This window comes from Flavobacterium koreense (assembly GCF_054776075.1).
Genome location: NZ_BAAHCF010000012.1, coordinates 169,970 through 191,658, shown reverse-complemented (window position 1 = coordinate 191,658; position 21,689 = coordinate 169,970). Strand labels below are relative to the sequence as shown.

The window sequence follows — 21,689 nt, the reverse complement described above, 5'->3', positions numbered from 1 at the left end:
TAGGAGTTTAGATTAAGGATTATAAATCCCAATTCCAGAATCCTAATTCTTAAATAACTTTTGCTTCGTTGTGTAATGCGCTAACTAATCCGTCTAAATCGTCAGCTGAAAATAATTTCACTGCCGATTTTGCTGCTGGTTTTTCAAATTTCACCGCTTTAGTGTTATTGTCAGCTGCTACTGGCTCAAGTACAGTTAAAACTTTAGTTCTTGCTGTCATAATTCCTCTCATATTTGGAATACGTAGGTCTTTTTCTTCAACCAAGCCTTTTTGTCCACCTACAATTAATGGTAACGATGCAGAAACGATTTCTTTTCCACCATCAATTTCTCTTCCTACTTTTGCAGAAGTTCCATCAACGGTCATTTCAACAGCTGAATTTACAAAGTTATATCCTAGTAAACCTGCCAACATTCCTGGAACCATTCCACCATTATAATCTAATGATTCTTTTCCGCAGATTACTAAATCATAACCACCAGATTTTACAACCTCTGCCAATTGTTTTGCAACGAAGAAACCATCAGTTGGAGTTGCATTTACACGAATGGCTTCGTTCGCTCCAATAGCTAATGCTTTTCTTAAAGTTGGTTCTGTATCTGGTCCGCCAACATTCACAACAGTTACGTTTGCTGCTTGTTGTTCTTGAAACCAAATGGCTCTAGTTAATCCGAATTCATCATTTGGATTGATAACATACTGAACTCCGTTGGTGTCAAATTCAGAATCGCCATTCACGAAGTTGATTTTTGAAGTAGTATCAGGCACATGGCTGATGCAAACTAATATTTTCATTATATATTTTTTAAAAAGTTTTTTCTGAGTGTAAAAGTATAAAATATATTTCGAATATTTGTATGCGTGCATACTATTTTTTTAAAAAAAGTCAGTATTATATCGATTTCGCTACTATTATAAGGAAGCCAAACAGAAGATTTAACTTTTGTTGAATTAAAAAACCATTGACTGACTGCGATATTATTTAGGTTTAATATGTTTTTTTATCATTTTTAATTTTTACTTTTGCTATCCAAAATAGATTTTAAGAAACAATATATATGAGAACGATACAATTTAGAGAAGCGATTGCCGAAGCGATGAGTGAAGAAATGCGTCGCGATGAAGCCGTATATTTAATGGGTGAAGAAGTTGCCGAATATAATGGTGCCTATAAAGCATCCAAAGGAATGCTTGACGAATTTGGTCCAAAAAGAGTAATTGATACTCCAATTGCTGAGTTAGGTTTTGCAGGAATTGCAGTGGGTTCAGCTATGAACGGTTGTCGTCCAATTGTAGAATACATGACTTTTAATTTTTCATTAGTTGGAATTGACCAAATTATAAATAATGCTGCTAAAATGCGTCAGATGTCGGCTGGACAATTTCCAATGCCAATGGTTTTTCGTGGGCCAACAGCTTCTGCCGGACAATTAGGAGCAACACACTCACAAGCTTTTGAAAATTGGTTTGCTAATACGCCAGGTTTAAAAGTTGTAGTTCCATCCACTGTTTATGATGCTAAAGGTTTATTGAAAGCAGCAATTCGTGATAATGATCCAGTTATTTTCATGGAATCAGAACAAATGTATGGTGACAAAGGTGAAGTGCCAGATGGTGAATACATTATTCCATTAGGAGTTGCCGATATTAAAAGAGAAGGAACTGATGTAACTATCGTTTCTTTTGGTAAAATCATCAAAGAAGCTTTCATTGCTGCTGACGAATTAGCTAAAGAAGGAATTTCTTGTGAAATTATCGACTTAAGAACGGTTCGCCCAATGGACTATGATGCGATTATCAATTCTGTTAAGAAAACAAATCGTTTGGTAGTTCTTGAAGAAGCTTGGCCTTTTGCAAGTGTGGCTTCAGAAATCACTTATATGGTTCAAGATAAAGCATTCGATTTTCTTGATGCGCCAGTTCAAAGAATCACAACTGCTGACACTCCAGCGCCATATTCACCAACTTTATTGAAAGAATGGTTACCAAATGCGCAAGATGTTGTTAAAGCAGTAAAAAAAGTAATGTACAAATAATATAATCTATTATATTTGAAGCTTCATCGGAGAAATCTTGATGAAGCTTTTTTTTTACCAAAAATTCGCAAATAGTATTATGCTTAAAAAAATATCTTTTTCTATAGTTCTTTTTCTTCTTTTTTCTTCTTTTGTTTTTTCTCAAACAAAAGTAAGCGGAGTTGTTGTTGATAAGAAAAATCAACCAGTTTCCTATGCAAATATCGTGTTTAAAGGTTCTAACGAAGGAACTGTTAGTGATGAAAACGGTAAGTTTTACTTAGAATCATCAAAAAATTATACAACATTAGTAGTTGCTTTCGTTGGTTTTACTACTAAAGATGTAGATTTAGAAAAGCTGGTAACTTACAACATGAAAGTGGTTTTGAATGAAGAGGAAATGTTGCAAGAGGTTGTTATCTATAAAGGAAAAACTTCAAAGAAAAACAATCCAGCATTAGATATTCTGAGAAAAATTTGGGAAAGAAAAAGAAAGAATGGCTTGCGTATGTTTGATCAATATCAATACGAAAAATACGAGAAAGTTGAATTTGATTTGAATACCATAGATAGTGCTTTTATGAAACAAAAAATCTTCAAAGGAATGGAGTTTGTTTTCAATAAAGTAGACACTTCTAAAGTTACAGGAAAAACATATCTTCCAATTTTCATCAATGAGTCTATGTATGATGTTTATGGTGACAATAAATTAAAGAAGGAAAAATCAATTATCAAAGCAAACAAAAACTCAGGTTTAGGAAATGGCGATGGCGTAAACACTTTCATTAAAGACCTTTACAACGATTACAATATCTATAATAATCACCTAACTTTTTTTGATAAAAGCTTTACAAGTCCACTATCTACTACTGGTATAGATGTTTATAATTATGTTTTAAGAGACAGCTCTTTCATTGATAATAAATGGTGTTACAACATTGTATTTTATCCAAGAAGAAAAAACGAACTAACTTTTAAAGGAGATTTTTGGGTTAATGATTCTACTTATGCTATCAAAACCATCAATATGGCGGTTTCTAAAAGTGCTAATATTAATTGGGTTAAAGATATTTATATCGAGCAAGAATTTGAAGTGGTAAATGATTCTGTTTTTCTTCTTACCAGAGATTATATGATGTCAGATTTTGCAATCAACAAAAAAGAAGAATCTAAAGGTGTTTATGGAAAACGAACAACTTTAGTAAGAAATCATAAATTTAACGAAGTAAAACCCGATAAGTTTTATAAAGAAGAAGTCAATTTTATTGATAATGAAGTTTACACCAAGTCAGATGAATATTGGGAAGAAAACCGATTTGAAAAACTAAATAAAGATGAAATTGGGGTTTACAAAATGCTTGACACTTTAAAAACGGTTAAAAAATTCAAGCAAATGTATAATCTTGTAACCATCTTAGGAAGTGGTTATATACAAAAAGGCAATATTGATTTCGGACCCATTTTCTCAACTTTCGGATATAACGAAGTAGAGGGGATTCGAGTTCGACTTGGAGGAAGAACTTATTTTGGACCAAATGATAAATGGCGTTTGCAAGCCTACACAGCTTATGGATTTGATGATAATAAATTCAAATATGGCTTATCTGGAAAATGGATGGTTGATTCTAAAAAGCGTATCATTATTACAGCAGGAAATAGAAGAGATGTTGAGCAAATCGGTGCAAGTTTGACAACAACAAACGATGTTTTGGGAAGAAGTTTTGCTTCTTCAAGTTTATTTAGTTCTGGTAATAATGGAAAATTAACCAACATCAATCTTACAACAGCTTCTGTTGAAATTGAACCAGTTAAAAATTTAATTCTTCAAACAGGATTTTCTTATCGTACCTTAGAATCAGCTTCACCAACATTTAGTTTAGATTATTATTCTGATGATACTTATACAACTACAAAAAGTGAAGTTAAACAATCTGAAGTTAATCTCCAAGTAGAATATACGCCAGGCAAGAAAACGGTTGGTTATGGAGTAGAACGTCTCAATGTAGATAATCCATACAGTCGCTTTTTTGTAAATTATAGTCAAGGATTTAAAGGATTAATAGATAGTGATTTTGATTACAGCAAACTTCAATTGTATTACAAACAACCAATAACAATAGGGCCATTAGGAAGAACAAACTTAACAATGGAACTTGGAAAAACTTTCGGACAAGTGCCTCTTGGTTTGATGAGTGTAGTTCCAGGAAATCAAACTTATTTTATTATTGGAAATACATTTAGTAACCTAAATTTTTATGAGTTTGTAGCCGACGAATATGCTACTTTACAATGGGATCATAATTTTCAGGGACGATTATTGTCTAGAATACCTCTTATGAGAAAATTAAATTGGAGAGAAATAATTGGTGTTAGAGGAGTTTATGGAACAATTTCTCAAGAAAATCAACTAATAAATGCCTCAGGTTTGGTTTATCAAGCTCCAAAAAAACCTTATTGGGAATATAGTATTGGAATCGGAAACATATTCAAGGTATTCCGAATTGATGCTAGTTGGAGAGGAAATTACAGAGACATTCCAGGAACAAATAACTTTACGATTAAAGGAGAATTTGGTTTCTATTTTTAATTTGAAGCTATCTCCAGCTATCCATTACAAGAATTTATCAAAACAGCTATTTTTGTAAAAAGTAAAAAGAGCTTCTATGGTCGCTTTTTTACTTCAACAAAAATCAGCCATTTTCAATAAATTGCTTTCCATTTCTATCTGGGCTAAACTATGCAACAAGCAATCACATTTCTAATTTCTAAAGACGAAAAGCTAAAAAATATTTTAGAAAATTTTGGCACTCCTATCATTCAAAAAAGAGAAGAAGGATTTGCTTCTATGTGTCATATTATTCTTGAGCAACAAGTTTCAATAGAATCTGCCAAAGCATGTTATGTTAAACTAGAAAATTATTTCAAGAAAATCACACCAGAAAACATCTATTATTCTTCAGATGATGAATTAAAATCATGCGGTTTATCTCGACAAAAAATAGTTTATCTCAAAGATTTAGCAACCAAAGTACTTTCCAACGAAATTAATTTCGATAGCTTTTCATCCAAATCCGAACAGCAAATCCGCTCCGAATTAATCACTATAAAAGGAGTCGGAAATTGGAGTATTGAAGTTTATTTAATGTTTTGTCTTCAATCACCAGATGTTGTACCGCTTGGCGATATCGCAATTAAAAACACATTAATAGAATTGTATAATTGTCAATCATTAGAAGAAATGGAACAAGTTTCAAATCATTGGAAGCCTTTTAGAACATTTGCTTCTTTTACCATTTGGCATTATTATCTGAAAAAGAGAAATAAAATTTAATCGTTTTTACCAAATAACTTTTGATCCAAGCTATATTTTCCTGGTCCTGTAAAAAATAACCCAAGATAAATAATAAAATATAAAAAAGCATCATTAAATTGATAACCATTATCACCTTTATCTAAAATTGAAAATGGAAAAATCACCAAGAAAATATAAGCCATACAAAATAGTAGGAAAAACAAATTAATTCTTGTTAAGAATCCAGCAATAAGAAACAAGCTGCAAAAAAATTCAGCAAATACAGTTAGAGCCAATGGAACTGAGCCACTCATTCCTAAAAAATTTACATTTTTTGTCCAAAATTCAGAAGCTGCCATTTCATTAAAATGAATTAATTTTTCGTAGCCATAAAAAGCCATAAGCAATCCTACTATTAGTCTAATAAGAAATAAGCCTAAGTCTCTATTGATTTCTTTTGATGAAAATAACTATAATCTCTTCATTTTTTACTGGATTAAGTTTTTTGAATTGGTAATTATACATTCCAAAAGTCTATAATTTCTGTCAAAATTCCAATTATTTATAATGTTTATTGAAAAATTCAAGCCTTAACTATATAAATTTAGCACATTTCTTTTTATAATATGAATCAAGTTGCATAAGTTCTTAAAATTTTGTTATTTTTGCACCCGATAAAATTTATAACAAAAATTATATTTATGGAATCAATGATGATTTATGTGCCTATTGTAATGGCATTAATTGGATTAGCTTTTATGGCAATCAAAAGATCTTGGGTTTTAAAACAAGATGCAGGTGATGGAAAAATGAAAGAAATTTCAGATTACATCTACGAAGGTGCCTTGGCTTTCCTTAAAGCAGAATACAGATTATTAGCAGTTTTCGTACTTATTGCAAGTGTGGTTTTAGCTGGTATCACATTCTTGCCTGGTGTTAAAACTCACTTATTAATTGTTATTGCGTTTGTTTTCGGTGCTTTCTTCTCGGCTTTAGCTGGAAACATGGGTATGAAAATTGCAACTAAAACTAACGTAAGAACAACTCAAGCTGCTCGTACAAGTTTGCCACAAGCATTAAAAGTTTCTTTTGGTGGTGGTACTGTAATGGGACTTGGAGTTGCTGGTTTAGCAGTTTTAGGTTTAACAGGATTCTTCATATTACTATTTAGATATTTTATGCCTGGTGGCGTTTGGACAAACACTGAAGATATGACAGTTGTTCTTGAAACGCTTGCAGGTTTCTCTCTTGGAGCTGAATCTATTGCATTGTTTGCTCGTGTTGGTGGTGGTATTTATACAAAAGCTGCTGACGTTGGTGCTGACTTAGTAGGTAAAGTTGAAGCTGGTATTCCAGAAGATGACCCAAGAAATCCTGCTACAATTGCAGATAACGTTGGAGATAACGTAGGTGACGTTGCTGGTATGGGTGCAGATTTATTTGGTTCTTATGTGGCTACAGTTCTTGCTGCAATGGTTTTAGGTAACTATGTAATTAAAGATATGGGTGGTAAAATCGAAGACGCTTTTGGTGGAATCGGTCCAATTTTATTACCAATGGCTATCGCTGGTTTTGGAATTTTATTCTCAATCATCGGTACAATGTTAGTAAAAATCTCTAGTGATGATGCTAAAGAAGCTCAAGTTCAAAAAGCATTAAACATTGGAAACTGGGTTTCAATTGCATTAACAGCAGTTGCTTGTTTCTTCCTTGTAAAAATGATGTTACCAGAAACTATGAAAATGACATTCTTTGGAGAAGGATTAAAAGATATTTCTTCAATGAGAGTTTTCTATGCTTCTTTAATCGGATTATTTGTTGGTGGAGCTATTTCATCAGTAACTGAATATTATACAGGTTTAGGTACAAAACCAGTTTTGGCAATTGTACAAAAATCTTCAACTGGTGCAGGAACTAACGTAATCGCTGGTTTAGCTACTGGTATGATTTCTACATTCCCAACAGTATTATTGTTTGCTGGAGCAATCTGGTCAACTTATGCTTTAGCTGGTTTCTACGGTGTGGCTCTTGCTGCTTCTGCGATGATGGCTACAACGGCTATGCAATTAGCAATCGATGCTTTCGGACCAATTTCTGATAACGCAGGTGGTATTGCTGAAATGAGTGAATTACCAAAAGAAGTTCGTACAAGAACAGATATTTTAGATTCAGTTGGTAACACAACTGCTGCAACAGGAAAAGGTTTCGCAATCGCTTCTGCTGCTTTAACATCGTTAGCTTTATTTGCTGCTTATGTAACTTTTACAGGAATTGATGGTATTAATATCTTCAAAGCTCCAGTATTAGCAATGTTATTTGTTGGAGGTATGATTCCTGTAGTGTTCTCTGCATTAGCAATGAACTCTGTAGGTAAAGCTGCAATGGACATGGTATATGAAGTACGTCGTCAGTTCAAAGAAATTCCAGGAATTATGGAAGGAACTGGTAAACCAGAATATGGTAAATGTGTTGAAATTTCTACAAAAGCTGCATTACGTGAAATGATGTTGCCTGGAGTTATGACTATTGGTTTCCCAATTGCAATTGTATTATTAGGTAAATTAGTTTACGGAGATAACAACCAATTAATCGCTGAAATGTTAGGTGGATATATGGCTGGAGTTACTGTTTCAGGTGTACTTTGGGCTGTGTTCCAAAACAATGCTGGTGGTGCTTGGGATAATGCTAAAAAATCATTTGAAGCTGGTGTTGAAATCAATGGAGAAATGACTTTCAAAGGTTCTGATGCTCACAAAGCTGCTGTAACTGGAGACACTGTTGGAGATCCATTTAAAGATACTTCTGGTCCATCGATGAACATTTTAATCAAATTAACTTGTTTAATTGGTTTAGTAATAGCTCCAATTTTAGGAAGCGGACATTCTGATGATGCAAAAGCATCATGTTGTGCTAAAACTGAACAATGTGCTTCAATGAGCAAAGAGGAATGTGAAGAAAAAGGATGTACTAATGCTTCATGCGAAGTTAAAGGTGCAGCTACAGGAAAATGCGATATGAGCAAATGCGCTTCAATGACCAAAGAGGAATGTGCAGCAATGTGCGATAAAAATGGTTGTTCTGCAGAAGACAAAGCTAAATGTATGGCTATGTACGATGAAAATGGTAAATTTAAAGGTGAAGTAAAAGAAAATATTTCAGTTAAAGTTATCATGGAAAAAGTAAGTAATGATAAAGTTAAAGCTACTGTTACTAAAACAAATAATGGTAAAGTAACGGAAGAAATTATTGAAGGAACTGAAGCTGAAGTAAAAGCTAAAGTTGACGCTTTAAAATAATAGAATAAAATGTTTTATATAAAATGCCTCACGAAAGTGGGGCATTTTTTTTGACTTTTTTTATGTAAATTTAGCCATTGATAAATTCAAAATTGCATGAAAAAGAAATTTTTATTTTTACTACTATTGATTTTCAACACTGTTTTTTCGCAAAATCAATTACCTATAATTCCATATCCTTCTCAAGTAGAGTTAGGCTCAGGAAGTTTTGTACTTAATGATAAAACTACAATACAAGCTTCTGAAAATTCTTTTGAAGCAAAATATTTGAAAGAAATACTTAAATCAAAATCAGGATTAGATTTAAGTATAAGTGAAGTTTATAGTTCAAATAGTATTCAGCTTATAATGAAACTTCCAGACACTATAAATTTTGATAAAGAACACTATGAATTAAATGTTTCAAATAGTAAAATCACAATAACATCATTTTCAAATCAAGGTATTTTTTATGGAATTCAAACACTTTTACAATTAATTCCTTCTGATAAAAAGAATAAAATATCAATACCTTGTTTACAGATAAATGATTACTCAAAATACAAATGGCGCGGAATGCACCTTGATGTAAGCCGACATTTCTTTCCAAAAGAGTTTATTAAAAAGTATATTGATTATCTCGCTAGATACAAAATGAATGTTTTTCATTGGCATTTAACTGATGATCAAGGTTGGCGTATTGAAATAAAAAAATATCCAAAACTTACCGAAATCGGAGCATGGCGAAAAGGCTCGATGATTGGTCACTACAGAGAACAAAAATTTGATGATAAACCTTATGGTGGTTTCTACACCCAAGAGGAAATTAAAGAAATTGTAGCTTATGCAACAGAACGTCACATTACCGTAGTTCCTGAAATTGAAATGCCTGGACATGCAGTAGCTGCATTAGCTTCATATCCTCAATATTCATGCACTGGCGGACCATTTGAAGTAGCATTAAAATGGGGTGTTTTAGATGATGTGTTTTGTCCAAAAGAAGAAACTTTCGAATTCCTAGAAAATATTTTATCAGAAGTGTTGACTTTATTTCCATCAGAATATATTCACATTGGTGGAGATGAGTGTCCGAAAACTCGTTGGAAAAAATGTGCAAATTGCCAATCTGTGATAAAAAGAGAAGGTTTGAAAGACGAGCATGAACTACAAAGTTATTTTATTCGAAGAATTGAAAAATTTGTAAACAGCAGAGGAAGAAAAATAATGGGTTGGGACGAAATTCTCGAAGGTGGTTTGGCACCAAATGCTGCAGTAATGAGTTGGCGCGGAACAAAAGGAGGAATAGAAGCTGCTAAACAAAATCATTTTGTAGTAATGACTCCAGGATCACATTGCTATTTTGATCATTATCAAGGTGAACCAAAAAACGAACCTTTGGCAATCGGAGGTTTCACAACAGTTGAAAAAGTGTATGGTTTTAATCCAACACCAACAACTCTAAATAAAAATGAAGCTAATTATATTTTGGGCGCACAAGGAAATGTTTGGACCGAATACATGGAAGATGCGAATAAAGTTGAATATATGATTTTCCCAAGAATGTTGGCGCTTTCAGAAGTGCTTTGGGGCACATCTAATACTGAAAAATATAAAGAGTTTCAAGATAGAATGATACAACATTTTCAATTTTTTGAAGAAAATAAAATCAATTACAGCAAGGCGATTTTCGAATTAACTTCCAAAATAAGTCAGTCAGAAGTTGATAAAAACATTCTATTTTCAATAAAATCCTCTAAAAATCAAGAAGGAATCCGATTTACTTCTGATGGTTCTAATCCTAGTTTAAATTCTAATAGCTATCAAAATCCAATTGCAATAACAAAAAGTCAAACAATTAAAGCTGCTTATTTTGAAAATGGAGAACAAAAAAGCGCAACCATCGAACAATCATTTTCTATAAATAAAGCAACAGGCAAAAAGATTTCTTTACAAAATCAACCAAGCGAAAGTTATGCAGCAAATGGCGCTTTTACCTTAGTTGATGGTGTTATTGGTGATAGACAAAAATTTGGTCGCGATTGGCTCGGATTTTCAGGTAAAGATATGGTTGCAATCATCGATTTAGAAAAAGTTGAGGTTATAAATAAAGTTTCAATAAGTAGCTTGGCTAATGAAGGAAGTTGGATTTATTTTCCAAAAAATATTGAATTTTTACTATCCGATGATGGTGTAAATTTCAAAAGTTTGCAATCAATTTCAGCAAAAGAAATAATTGAAAAAAGAGGAGAAATTACAATTGAAGTAAAATCCGTAAATGCAAAATTCATAAAAGTTATTGCCTCAAATCTGGGTAAAATTCCGGAAGGAAATCCAGGCGCTGGTTCGAATGCATGGTTGTTTATTGATGAAATTGGTGTGGAATAAAAAAACATAAGTATGGCAAATCGTAGAAATTTTATAAAAACTGCTGCTATTGGTTCGGTAGCCATTGCTTTGAATTCGTTCAAATCAAAAGAAGATGAGGTTTTGTTTGATGAAGGAAAAATAAATAAACCAATAGTTATTTCGACATGGAATTTCGGAGTTCAAGCCAATGGAGCCGCATGGGAAATCCTAAAAAATAATGGAAGAGCTTTAGATGCTGTCGAAGCTGGAGTAAAAATCCCAGAAGGCGATCCAAACGAAAGAAGTGTAGGCTATGGCGGAAGACCAGACAGAGACGGAAGAGTTACGCTTGATTCCTGCATAATGGATGAGTTTTCAAATATTGGTTCGGTTGCTTGTTTGGAGTATATTAAACATCCAATTTCTGTGGCAAGAGCTGTTATGGAAAAAACACCACACGTCATGTTAGTTGGTGATGGCGCATTACAATTTGCTCTTTCTCAAGGATTCAAAAAAGAAAATTTGTTGGTGGAAGCATCAGAAAAAGAATGGAAAGAATGGCTTAAAACAAGTGAATATTTACCCAAAGCTAACATAGAAAATCACGATACTATTGGAATGATTGCATTAGATAGTCACGGAAATTTATCTGGAGCATGTACGACAAGCGGAATGGCTTTTAAAATGCACGGAAGAGTTGGAGATTCACCAATTATTGGTGCTGGATTATATGTAGATAACGAAATTGGAGCAGCAACTGCTACAGGTCACGGAGAAGAAGTTATTAGAATTACAGGTTGTCATTTGGTTGTAGAATTGATGCGTCAAGGAAAGTCACCACAAAAAGCTTGTGAAGAAGCAGTGGCTAGAATTGTAAAATTGACTAAAAATCGAGGAAAAGAACTGAAAGATATTCAAGTAGGTTTTATTGCTTTAAATAAGAAAGGACAATACGGTTCCTATTGTATTCAAAGTGGATTTAATTATGCAGTTAACGATAATTCCGGAAGTAAATTAATTGACGCAGCTTATTATTTGAAGTAATGTACAAATTAGAAATTGCTTGTTTTAATGTTGAATCGGCTCAAATTGCTCATGAAAATGGAGCAGATAGAATTGAATTATGCGACGGAATTGAAGTTGGTGGAACTACTCCAAATCCAATGGATGTTATAAATACTAGAAAATTTTTATCTTCAGATTTGTTTGTAATGATTCGACCTCGAGGCGGAAATTTTGTTTATTATAACGAGGAGTTTGCTCAAATGAAACTGAATATTTTGCACTTTAAATCACTAAAAGTGAATGGTTTTGTTTTTGGAATTTTAGATGAAAATAATAAAATAGATATTGAAAGAAACACCGAATTGGTGAATTTAGCCAAGCCATTTCCATGTACTTTTCACCGTGCTTTTGATGAGGTTGCAGATTATGAACAAGCATTGGAAGATGTCATTTCTTGTGGTTTTTCGATCATTTTAACTTCAGGAAAGCATTCCAATGTTATGGATGGAATTGATGTTTTAAAAAATTTGGTTCGCTTAGCTCAAAATAGAATTACAATTATGCCTGGTGGAGGATTACGCTCTGCAAATATCAATCATATTCAAGAAGTAACTCAAGCAACTTTCTATCATTCTTCAGCTATTATTGATGGAAGTCAAATTGCAAATCCAGAAGAAATTTTCAAATTAAAAAGTAATTTAAAGTAATGAAGCGTCAATTTAAATTTTTAATTCTAATCTTGTTACCATTAATTTTATGGTCGCAAAATTCTAAAAGAAATTTGAATTCTGAAAATTGGAGTTTTAAAAAAATATCCGATTCCAATTGGCTTCCAGCGAAAGTTCCAGGAACTGTTCACACGGATTTATACAACAACAAAATTATCCCAAATCCTTTCTTCGGAAACAACGAAAAAGACTTGCAGTGGATTGAAAATGAAACCTGGGAATATCAAACAAGTTTTAAAATTTCCAAAGAGGAATTAAAAAATCAAAACACCATTTTACAATTTGAAGGATTAGATACTTATGCAGAAGTCTTTTTGAACAATAAAAAGATTTTAGATGCCAATAATATGTTTCGCACATGGAAAGTTGATGTGAGAAATAATTTGAAAGTTGGTAAAAATAATCTAAAAATTGTTTTCAAATCGGCTGTTGAAATTGGTAAAGCAAAAGCTCAAAAGTTACCTTACACTTTACCAGAAAAGGAGCGAATTTTTTCAAGAAAAGCGCAATATCATTTTGGATGGGATTGGGGACCACGATTTGTAACCTCAGGAATCTATAGATCAATAAAACTTCTTTTTTGGAATAATGCCAAAATAGAAAATATAAAATATGAACAAGAAGAATTAAATGAAGTTATTGCAAAATTGAATTTTAAAGTAACTATAGATTGCCAATTTGCAGGAAATTATGATTTAAAGATTAATGGAGTTCAAAAGGTATTTGAGTTAAAAAAAGGAAGCAATGTTATAGATTTCCCATATGAAATTAAAAATCCAAAACTTTGGTGGACGAATGGTTTAGGAACTGCAAATCTTTATCCATTTGAAATTAATTTATCTAAAAATAAAGTTCAATTATCTCTTAAAAAATTGAATATTGGATTAAGAACCATCGAGTTAATTCAAGAAAAAGACAGCATAGGTAAAAGTTTTTATTTTAAATTAAACGGAAAACCAGTTTTCATGAAAGGTGCAAACTATATTCCGTCGGATAGTTTTTTACCAATTGCAACAAATTCTACATACAAAGAGATTGTACAAAACGCTGTTGATGCTAATATGAATATGCTGAGAGTTTGGGGTGGAGGCGTTTATGCAGAAGATACTTTTTATGATGAATGTGATAAAAACGGAATTTTAGTTTGGCAAGACTTTATGTTTGCATGCGCCATGTATCCTGGCGATGAGGAATTTCTTGATAATGTAAAAAATGAAGTAATCGACAATGTAACTCGTTTGCAAAACCATCCAAGTATTGCGCTTTGGTGTGGCAATAATGAAAATGACGAAGGCTGGAAAAATTGGGGTTGGCAAAAACAATTCAAGTATTCAAAGCAAGATTCCATTCAAATTTGGAACGATTATGAGAAACTTTTTCATCAATTAATTCCGAAAACTTTAGATAGTTTATTGTCCAAAAAAGAGAATCGATATTGGCCATCGTCGCCATCAATTGGTTGGGGTAAAAAGGAGAGTTTGACTCAAGGTGATTCACATTATTGGGGTGTTTGGTGGGGCAAAGAACCTTTTGAAATTTACAAACAAAAAGTAGGTCGCTTTATGAGTGAATACGGTTTTCAAGGAATGCCAAATATAGAAACATTAGAAAAAGTCATCCAAAAAGAAGATTTGAATTTTACTTCGGAAGCCTTTAAGAACCATCAAAAGCATCCAACAGGTTTTGAAACCATAAATGAGTATATGGCACGCGATTTTCCGGTTCCAAAATCTTTAGAAAAATATAATTATGTATCGCAAATTTTGCAAGCTTATGGTATGAAAACCGCTATAGAAGCGCATCGTCTTGCAAAACCTTATTGTATGGGCTCATTGTATTGGCAATTGAATGATTGTTGGCCAGTGACTTCGTGGAGCACTTTAGATTATTATGGAAATTGGAAAGCGTCTCATTATCAAGTGAAGGAAAGTTTTGCACCCACACTTTTAATGGTAACAGAAATCACTAACGGACTTTCAATTATTGGTAGTAATGATAATCTCGAAGTACAAAAAGGGACACTAAATGCTAAGTTAATTGATTTTTCTGGAAAAGAACTTTGGACGGCTTCAAAAGAGTGCGAACTTAATTCTGAAATAAACACAAATTGTATGGATATTCTTTTTACTGAATTACCAAAATTTGCAAAAGAAAAAACGGTACTACAATTAGAATTTATATGCAAAAACAAGAAAACTGTTGCCTATCATTATTTTGTTAAACCAAAAGAACTACAACTAGAAAAGCCTACTATTGAAATTAAAATTGTAGGCGAAACATTAATTGAACTTAAAACAAATACGCTAGTTAAAAATTTGTATTTACATTCCAATGATAGTTTTTTTAAAGAAAACTATTTTGATTTATTGCCAGGAATTTTCAAAATAATCAAGACTGATAAACCATCAGAAAACATAAAGATGGTTTCTTTATTTGATATGTTAAATGAATAAAAAAGCACCTCAATTGAAGTGCTTTGTTTTTTAAAATAATCCGTTTATTTCGGCATCGATTCTGTTGATAATCATTTTGAAGTCTTCGGAATTACTTACAAAGTCAATATTGTTCATTTTGATGATTTTTAGTTTTTAATGCAAATTTATTTACAATTTGTTCTGCAGTGTTTTATTTTTATAATAGTTTAGATTAAATCTCGTTATATTTTTTTTGTTTTATTAAAGTAAAAAATCAAATTCAGAAAAAAAAATCAAATTCAGAAATTAAAATATTGTCGACGCAACCATTTTAACTTTTTTGTATCTAATTAATAAAATCCTTTATGAGAAATAAGTTAATAAAATTATTTGCTAGTTTTCTTGCAATAATTTTAATTTCATGTACGTCTGAAGAAATTCAAAGAGCTCCACTTGTTAGCGATGTGTATGTTTCAGGTTCGAAAGCTAGTCATGCTACTTATTGGAAAAATAATATATTATCATCTTTAACTGATGTTGGTTTTTCGTCATCAAGTTCTGATACTTTAATTGTTAAGAATAATGATATTCATGTGCTAGGTAATGGTTTTATTGGCGGAAATGTCAAAACGCTATATTGGAAAAATAATGTGCTTACCAATCTGACGGACACTTTTTCTACATCAACTGAGATTGCTACTATTTGCTCTATGGAAGTTGATAATAATAATGATGTTTATTTTGCAGGAATAACTCAAAACATAAGTGTTACACCAAATACTTATGATTTGGTTTATTGGATGAATGGTATTAAGTATATTGTTGATTCGTTTACTACTGAACCTGTTCATTTAATATGTATAAAGGTGAATAATAGCAATATTTATCTTACTTCATACGGAGCATATTATGTCAATGGCACCAGCTATTCTTCAACTGATTTTATTTGGGGTGTTAATTCCTCAAGTACTGATGTTTATTTATATGGCAGATCTTATGTTAGTTCTGTGTGGGGTAGTCCTTTTTACAAAAGTATAACAACTAATGTACAAACAAATTTACCATCTATTTATGTACCAATTTATAAAATGTGTTTTGATAATGGTGATGTTTATGCTGTTAATGAATTGAATGTATATAAAAATGGTGTTATTTTATATACAACTCCAAATAATTCTGGCATTGAAAGTTTTGATTTTAAAAACAATTCACTTTATTTACTAACTTCACAAGCAAATAGTACCACAAACCAATCACAAATCATATTAAAAGATGGTGTGACACTAATGCAAAGTACATCAGATGAAATTTTTACATCTTTGTTCGTAGACTAAATTATGTATTTTAAATTAAAAAAGCACTTCAATTGAAGTGCTTTATATTTTAAAATAATCCATTTATTTCGGCATCGATTCTGTTGATAATCATTCCTAAATCTTCTGGGTTATTTACGAAATCAATATCATCAACATCGATGATTAATAATTTTCCTTTGTTGTAAGTTGTAATCCAAGCTTCATATCTTTCGTTCAATCTGCTTAAATAGTCAATCGAAATGGTGTTTTCATATTCACGACCTCTTTTGTGAATTTGACCAACAAGATTTGGAATAGAACTTCTCAAATAAATTAATAAATCTGGAGCTTCCACAAGACTTTCCATTAATTCAAATAAGGAAGAATAGTTTTCAAAATCACGATTGGTCATCAATCCCATAGCGTGAAGATTGGGAGCGAAAATATGCGCATCTTCATAAATCGTTCTGTCTTGAATGATTTTTTTACCACTTTCACGAATTTGCAAAACTTGTCTAAAACGACTATTTAAAAAGTAAATCTGTAAGTTAAACGACCAACGTTCCATCTGATGATAAAAATCATCCAAATACGGATTGTCAACTACATCTTCAAAATGAGGTTCCCATTTAAAATGTTTTGCCAAAAAACGAGTTAATGTTGTTTTTCCTGCACCTATATTTCCTGCTACTGCTATATGCATTATGGTATTGTAATTTTATAATTTGTAATTCCTTGGTCGGTAAAAATAGATAAAATTTGTTCTTTGTAATAAAAATTTTTAAACGATTTCTCAACAATTTCAATTTCATACAATTTGTTGATGTTGTGATCTCTTAGAAACAACTTGCTATCCTTAGAAAAAAGTATTTTGTTTTGAGGAAGTAATTGTAAGTCATTAGTTATTTCAACTTTTCCGTTACTGACAATTCTACCGAAAATGGTTGAGGTGTACCAATTGTTTTGTTTGTCAATCCACTGAAAATAATTGAAATCTGTTTGATAGTATGTTATGCTTTCATTTAAAGGAATGCTTTTGTTTTCATAAGTATTTGAATTCAAATCATACAATCCTATTTGCTGATTCAAATTATTGAAAACCCATAATTTATTTTGCCCGGATATTCCAATTGCTGTTGCTAAAATTGGTGTTTCTATACTTGAAAACTCAATTTTTTGTATTTCATTCAATTGATTATCTAACACAATTACAGCATTAAATTCTTCGTAAAAAATAATAATTTTAAGCGGATTTGTAATGTCAACTTTGGTTATTTTCCCCAATCCAAGATTTTGGTATTGTAAAATTGAAGAATCTATTTTTTTATATAAAACATTGTTTTTAAAATAAATACAATTATTAAATCCATCGAATCCAACAAAACCATCAGCATTTATTGCTATGGAATCTAATCTTGTTACAGATAGTTTTTCATTTTGGGAATAGCCATTAGTAGCTAATAATAAAAGTAGTATATAAAATATTCTTTTCATCGTGATGCTAAATTACATTAAACTATTTGATATTTAAGAAGTCAAACTAAAATATTTAACAAATCTTTGGTAACAAAACACAAATTCAATCGTCATATTTGTTACGTAAAATAATTAAGATACTTTAAATGAAAAAAATAACGTTCACTTTAGCACTTTTATTAGTTTTTATTGCATCTAATGCTCAAAAAGATTTTCAAGGAATGGCTGTTTATCAAACAAAAACAAGCACTAGTGATATGAAAGCAGGATTTTCAGGTAATAGAGATTTTACTCCGGAGATGAGAAAAGCTATGGAAGATCGATTTAAAAAAATGACGGAAAAGACATTTATTCTTAATTTTGATAAAACAGCATCTATTTATAAAGAAGAAGAAAAATTAGAAGCTCCTGGTCAGCAGGCCGGTGGAATGAGATTTATGTCCTCAATGATGGGTGGTGGCGGAACTTACTATAAAAATGCAAAAGAAAAAACGTTTACAGTTGATAAAGAATTTATGGGAAAAGAATTTCTTGTTAAAGATACTTTAAGAAATTACAACTGGAAAATGGAAGGTGAAACTAGAGAAATTGGTGGTTATACTTGCTACAAAGCAACAGCGGTAATTCCAGCAAGTAAAACCGATTTCAGAAATTTAAGACCGAAAAAAGAAGAAGATGTAAAGAAGAAAGAAGAAGAAAAAAAGGAAGGCGAAAATAAAAATGAAGACGCAACCGCCGAAGATAAAAAAGAAAAGAAAACAAGCTTTTTTGGTGAAATAGAATTGCCAAAAGAAATAACCATTACAGCATGGTACACCATGGATATTCCAGTAAATCAAGGTCCTGAAGGATACTGGGGTTTACCAGGGCTTATACTTGAAGTTAACGATGGTAGAACAACTATTTTATGTTCTAAAATTGTAATTAATCCTAATGAAAAAGTAGAAATAAAATCTCCAATTACTGGAAAAGTGGTTACTCAAAAAGAATATGATGATATTGTGACTAAAAAAATGGAAGAGTTGATGGAAATGAATCAAGGTCAAGGAAGAGGTGGAATGCAAATGAGAATGGGAAGATAAATCTCTTTTAAAAAACCAATACTTTACACTTATGAAAAAAATACTACTACTCGCCTTATTTTTTATTTCCACTATCTCATTTTCTCAAACTATCCGATTTGAAGGTGTTGTTTTAGAATCTGGAAAAACACCTCTTGAAATGGCTAATATTATGGCTGTTAATCAAGCAACAAAAGGAATGGATGCTTATGCCATAACCAATGACAAAGGAAGATTTGTTTTAAATTTAAAACCCAACACTACTTACTTAGTCAAGTTGAGTTACATTGGGATGGAGAACAAACAAATCACGGTTGAGACTAAAACAGAAAATATTACACAAAACATTTCAATGGAGCCAGGTGGAATCCAATTAGATGGTGTTGAAATTGTTCGAGAAATGCCTGTTTCAATCAAAGGCGATACTATTGTTTACAACGCAGATTCTTTTAAATCCGGTACTGAAAGAAAACTTGAAGATGTTTTAAAAAAATTACCTGGTGTAGAAGTAAATGCTGATGGAGAAGTAGAGGTTGAAGGTAAAAAAGTAACCAAATTGATGGTAGAAGGAAAAGACTTTTTTGATGGTGATACCAAACTTGGGGTAAAAAATATTCCAGCAGATGCTATTGATAAAATTCAAGTGCTAAGAAATTATAATGAAAATTCTATCCTAAAAGGTGTAGAGAATAATCAGGATAATTTGGCAATGAATATCAAATTAAAAGACGGAAAGAAAAACTTTTGGTTTGGTGACATGACTGCTGGTGGTGGAACAGCCGATGATAATAACTATGATCGCTATTTTATAAATCCGAAGTTGTTTTATTATAATCCAAAATACAGTATTAACTTGATTTCTAACTTTAATAATATTGGAGAGTTGCCATTGACTATTCAAGATTATTTTAAATTTACTGGTGGTTTTAGAAGTATGATGGCAAAAGGTGGTTCAAACTTTAATGTTGCCTCTAATGATTTAGGAATTTCATTACTAAGAAATAATCGTGCAAAAGAAATTGAAACACAATTCGGAGCCACAAACTTTTCATATAATCCAACAAAAGCTTGGACTTTAAGTGGTTTTGGAATTCTTTCTTCGTCAATAACCGATTTGGAAACAAAAACACAAACTAATTTTCTTCAGCCAAATTCTTCTAATGTAGCTTCAACTGAAAATAGAAATGAAGTAGCGCATCAAAAAAGTAATTTAGCACTTTTTAAATTAAGTTCTAGCTACAAACCAAGTGCAAGATTTCAATTTGACTACGATATTCTATCAAAGTTTTCTAAGCAAGATGAAGACAATTCGTTGTTAAGAGAATCAATAGTTACTAATACTTCAAACACTGAAAATATTTTAACAGCTAAAAGACAAGATCCTAAATCTGTGAATCAAAATTTGAGTTTTTATTATACACACAACGATAAAAATATTTTCGCACTAGAAATGCAACATTTGTATCAAGATGAGGATCCTTTCTATAATGCTAATTTGCAAACACAGCCATTTGTTTTGACAGGTTATGTTCCAGGTCAAAATAGAAATGATATTAATCAAACACGTTTTGTAAAAACTAATAAGTTAGATACAAAATTAGATTATTACTATATGCTGACGGCTAAAAGTAATATCAATATAACTCTAGGAAATACTTACTCATTTCAAAGTTTTGATTCATCAATCTATCAAATGTTAGATAACGGAAATCAAAATAATTTGACCGATGCAACTACTTCAAATAATGTAAATTATAACTTTAATGACGCTTTCTTAGGATTACATTACAAAATTTTAACTGGAAAATTCACGTTCACTCCTGGGGTAAGTTTGCATGCTTATAATATGACAAACAGTCAATTGGGAACTGATTTTTCACTAAATTTCTTTAGAGTTTTACCCGATTTTCTTGCTTTGTATCAAATAAAAAAGGCAGAAACTTTGACTTATAATTATGCAATGACCAACAGTTTTACCGACATAAACAGATTAACTGAAGGTTTTGTGCTAAACGGATACAATAGTTTGTCAAGAGGAAGCAGAACACTTGAGAATGCTACACAGCAAACACATTCGTTGCGTTATTTTAAATACAATATGTTCAACTTTGAAAATATTACAGGTTTTATTAATTATACAAGAACAATTGATGCAGTAAAAACGAGAGCAAATTTCAATGGTGTAAACCAAACTTCTTCATCTTTCAATACTGATTTTGCAGAAGAAACGCTTACGGGTTTTGGTAGTTATGGTCGTTCTTTCTTGAAAAACTACAAAGCATCTTTCAATACTAGATTAAATTGGTCAAAGTTTAATAACCAGCAAGATGGAGTTTTTGCAGGTGCAGATAGTTTTACCCAAATTCATACGTTAACCGCTTCAACAAATTATAAAAATTTACCAAATATAGAGTTAGGATATTCTTACACAGTAAACGACTATAACAATTCTAAATTCTATACAGACAAGCCTTTTGTGAGATTGGATTATTATTTCTTGAAGAGTTTTTCTTTTGTTTCAGAGTATGAATTCTATCATTATTATAACAAAAATAAAACAGTCGAAAATGAATACGATTTTCTTTCAGCTAGTTTAATTTATCAAAAAACAAAAGACAGTAAGTGGGAATATAAAATTTCGGCAACAAATATTTTAAACACAAAATCTTTGAATGACGATAGTTTTTCTCAATTCTCAACAAGAACATCGCAATATACAGTTCAACCAAGATATTTAATATTTACGTTGAAGTATAATTTGTAAAATTTTAGATTAATGTA

Annotated in this window: 15 protein-coding genes and 1 pseudogene; 11 read left to right on the top strand and 5 right to left on the bottom strand. The window is 31.5% G+C overall.

All coding sequences use genetic code 11. The annotated features are described in order from the left end of the window. Positions 1 to 49: 49 nt before the first annotated feature. The gene (locus tag ACYU7A_RS07020; RefSeq protein ID WP_298307949.1) at positions 50 to 796 is read right to left on the bottom strand and encodes an electron transfer flavoprotein subunit beta/FixA family protein; all 747 of its coding nucleotides are present in this window, start codon (positions 794 to 796) and stop codon (positions 50 to 52) included. 263 nt (positions 797 to 1,059) lie between these two features. On the opposite strand from ACYU7A_RS07020, the gene ACYU7A_RS07015 reads away from it, so the two are divergent. The 3 genes from ACYU7A_RS07015 to ACYU7A_RS07005 all read left to right on the top strand — a co-directional run bounded on the left by ACYU7A_RS07015 (position 1,060) and on the right by ACYU7A_RS07005 (position 5,347). Beyond that, complete coding sequence (locus ACYU7A_RS07015) at positions 1,060 to 2,037, top strand: pyruvate dehydrogenase complex E1 component subunit beta (protein ID WP_298303726.1); 978 nt, start codon at positions 1,060 to 1,062, stop codon at positions 2,035 to 2,037. Between the two features lie 79 nt (positions 2,038 to 2,116). Then, complete coding sequence (locus ACYU7A_RS07010; RefSeq protein ID WP_460575279.1) at positions 2,117 to 4,603, top strand: DUF5686 and carboxypeptidase-like regulatory domain-containing protein; 2,487 nt, start codon at positions 2,117 to 2,119, stop codon at positions 4,601 to 4,603. 150 nt (positions 4,604 to 4,753) lie between these two features. Next, on the top strand, positions 4,754 to 5,347 hold the full coding sequence (locus ACYU7A_RS07005; RefSeq protein WP_460575277.1) for a DNA-3-methyladenine glycosylase family protein: 594 nt from the start codon (positions 4,754 to 4,756) through the stop codon (positions 5,345 to 5,347). Here the strand turns inward: ACYU7A_RS07005 and ACYU7A_RS07000 are convergent. Continuing rightward, positions 5,344 to 5,733, bottom strand: a complete 390-nt coding sequence (locus ACYU7A_RS07000; RefSeq protein ID WP_460575415.1) for a DoxX family protein — start codon at positions 5,731 to 5,733, stop codon at positions 5,344 to 5,346. The genes ACYU7A_RS07005 and ACYU7A_RS07000 overlap by 4 nt on opposite strands. A 276-nt stretch (positions 5,734 to 6,009) precedes the next feature. Between ACYU7A_RS07000 and ACYU7A_RS06995 the strand changes: the two genes are divergently transcribed. From ACYU7A_RS06995 to ACYU7A_RS06975, 5 genes are all read left to right on the top strand, one after another. Further along, the gene (locus tag ACYU7A_RS06995) at positions 6,010 to 8,604 is read left to right on the top strand and encodes a sodium-translocating pyrophosphatase (protein WP_460575275.1); all 2,595 of its coding nucleotides are present in this window, start codon (positions 6,010 to 6,012) and stop codon (positions 8,602 to 8,604) included. 96 nt (positions 8,605 to 8,700) lie between these two features. Then, complete coding sequence (locus ACYU7A_RS06990; RefSeq protein WP_460575273.1) at positions 8,701 to 10,968, top strand: glycoside hydrolase family 20 protein; 2,268 nt, start codon at positions 8,701 to 8,703, stop codon at positions 10,966 to 10,968. A 12-nt stretch (positions 10,969 to 10,980) separates the two neighbouring features. Next, positions 10,981 to 11,973 carry an isoaspartyl peptidase/L-asparaginase family protein gene (locus ACYU7A_RS06985; protein ID WP_460575271.1) on the top strand — a complete coding sequence of 331 codons (993 nt, stop codon included), beginning with the start codon at positions 10,981 to 10,983 and terminating at the stop codon, positions 11,971 to 11,973. Further along, entirely contained in the window at positions 11,973 to 12,641 is a 669-nt protein-coding gene (locus ACYU7A_RS06980; RefSeq protein WP_460575269.1) for a copper homeostasis protein CutC, read from the top strand. Before ACYU7A_RS06985 ends, ACYU7A_RS06980 begins: the two co-directional genes overlap by 1 nt. Then, complete coding sequence (locus ACYU7A_RS06975) at positions 12,641 to 15,115, top strand: beta-mannosidase (protein ID WP_460575267.1); 2,475 nt, start codon at positions 12,641 to 12,643, stop codon at positions 15,113 to 15,115. The genes ACYU7A_RS06980 and ACYU7A_RS06975 overlap by 1 nt, the downstream gene beginning before the upstream one ends. 30 nt (positions 15,116 to 15,145) lie before the next feature. Here ACYU7A_RS06975 and ACYU7A_RS06970 read toward each other — a convergent pair. Continuing rightward, positions 15,146 to 15,250 (bottom strand): annotated as a pseudogene (locus tag ACYU7A_RS06970) (deoxynucleoside kinase); the annotation flags it as partial. A 191-nt stretch (positions 15,251 to 15,441) separates the two neighbouring features. On the opposite strand from ACYU7A_RS06970, the gene ACYU7A_RS06965 reads away from it, so the two are divergent. After that, a complete protein-coding gene (locus ACYU7A_RS06965; RefSeq protein WP_460575265.1) occupies positions 15,442 to 16,410 on the top strand; it encodes a hypothetical protein in 969 nt (322 codons plus the stop codon). Positions 16,411 to 16,459: 49 nt separating this feature from the next. Here ACYU7A_RS06965 and ACYU7A_RS06960 read toward each other — a convergent pair whose 3' ends face one another. Continuing rightward, entirely contained in the window at positions 16,460 to 17,074 is a 615-nt protein-coding gene (locus ACYU7A_RS06960; RefSeq protein ID WP_298303709.1) for a deoxynucleoside kinase, read from the bottom strand. Next, positions 17,074 to 17,865, bottom strand: coding sequence for a hypothetical protein (locus tag ACYU7A_RS06955; RefSeq protein ID WP_460575263.1), 792 nt, complete (start codon positions 17,863 to 17,865; stop codon positions 17,074 to 17,076). Before ACYU7A_RS06955 ends, ACYU7A_RS06960 begins: the two co-directional genes overlap by 1 nt. A gap of 128 nt (positions 17,866 to 17,993) precedes the next feature. Here ACYU7A_RS06955 and ACYU7A_RS06950 point away from each other — a divergent pair, with 128 nt between their 5' ends. Together ACYU7A_RS06950 and ACYU7A_RS06945 are read left to right on the top strand one after the other, a co-directional pair. Further along, positions 17,994 to 18,929, top strand: coding sequence for a GLPGLI family protein (locus ACYU7A_RS06950; RefSeq protein WP_460575261.1), 936 nt, complete (start codon positions 17,994 to 17,996; stop codon positions 18,927 to 18,929). 31 nt (positions 18,930 to 18,960) lie between these two features. After that, complete coding sequence (locus ACYU7A_RS06945; RefSeq protein ID WP_460575259.1) at positions 18,961 to 21,672, top strand: carboxypeptidase-like regulatory domain-containing protein; 2,712 nt, start codon at positions 18,961 to 18,963, stop codon at positions 21,670 to 21,672. The last annotated feature ends 17 nt before the right edge of the window (positions 21,673 to 21,689 follow it).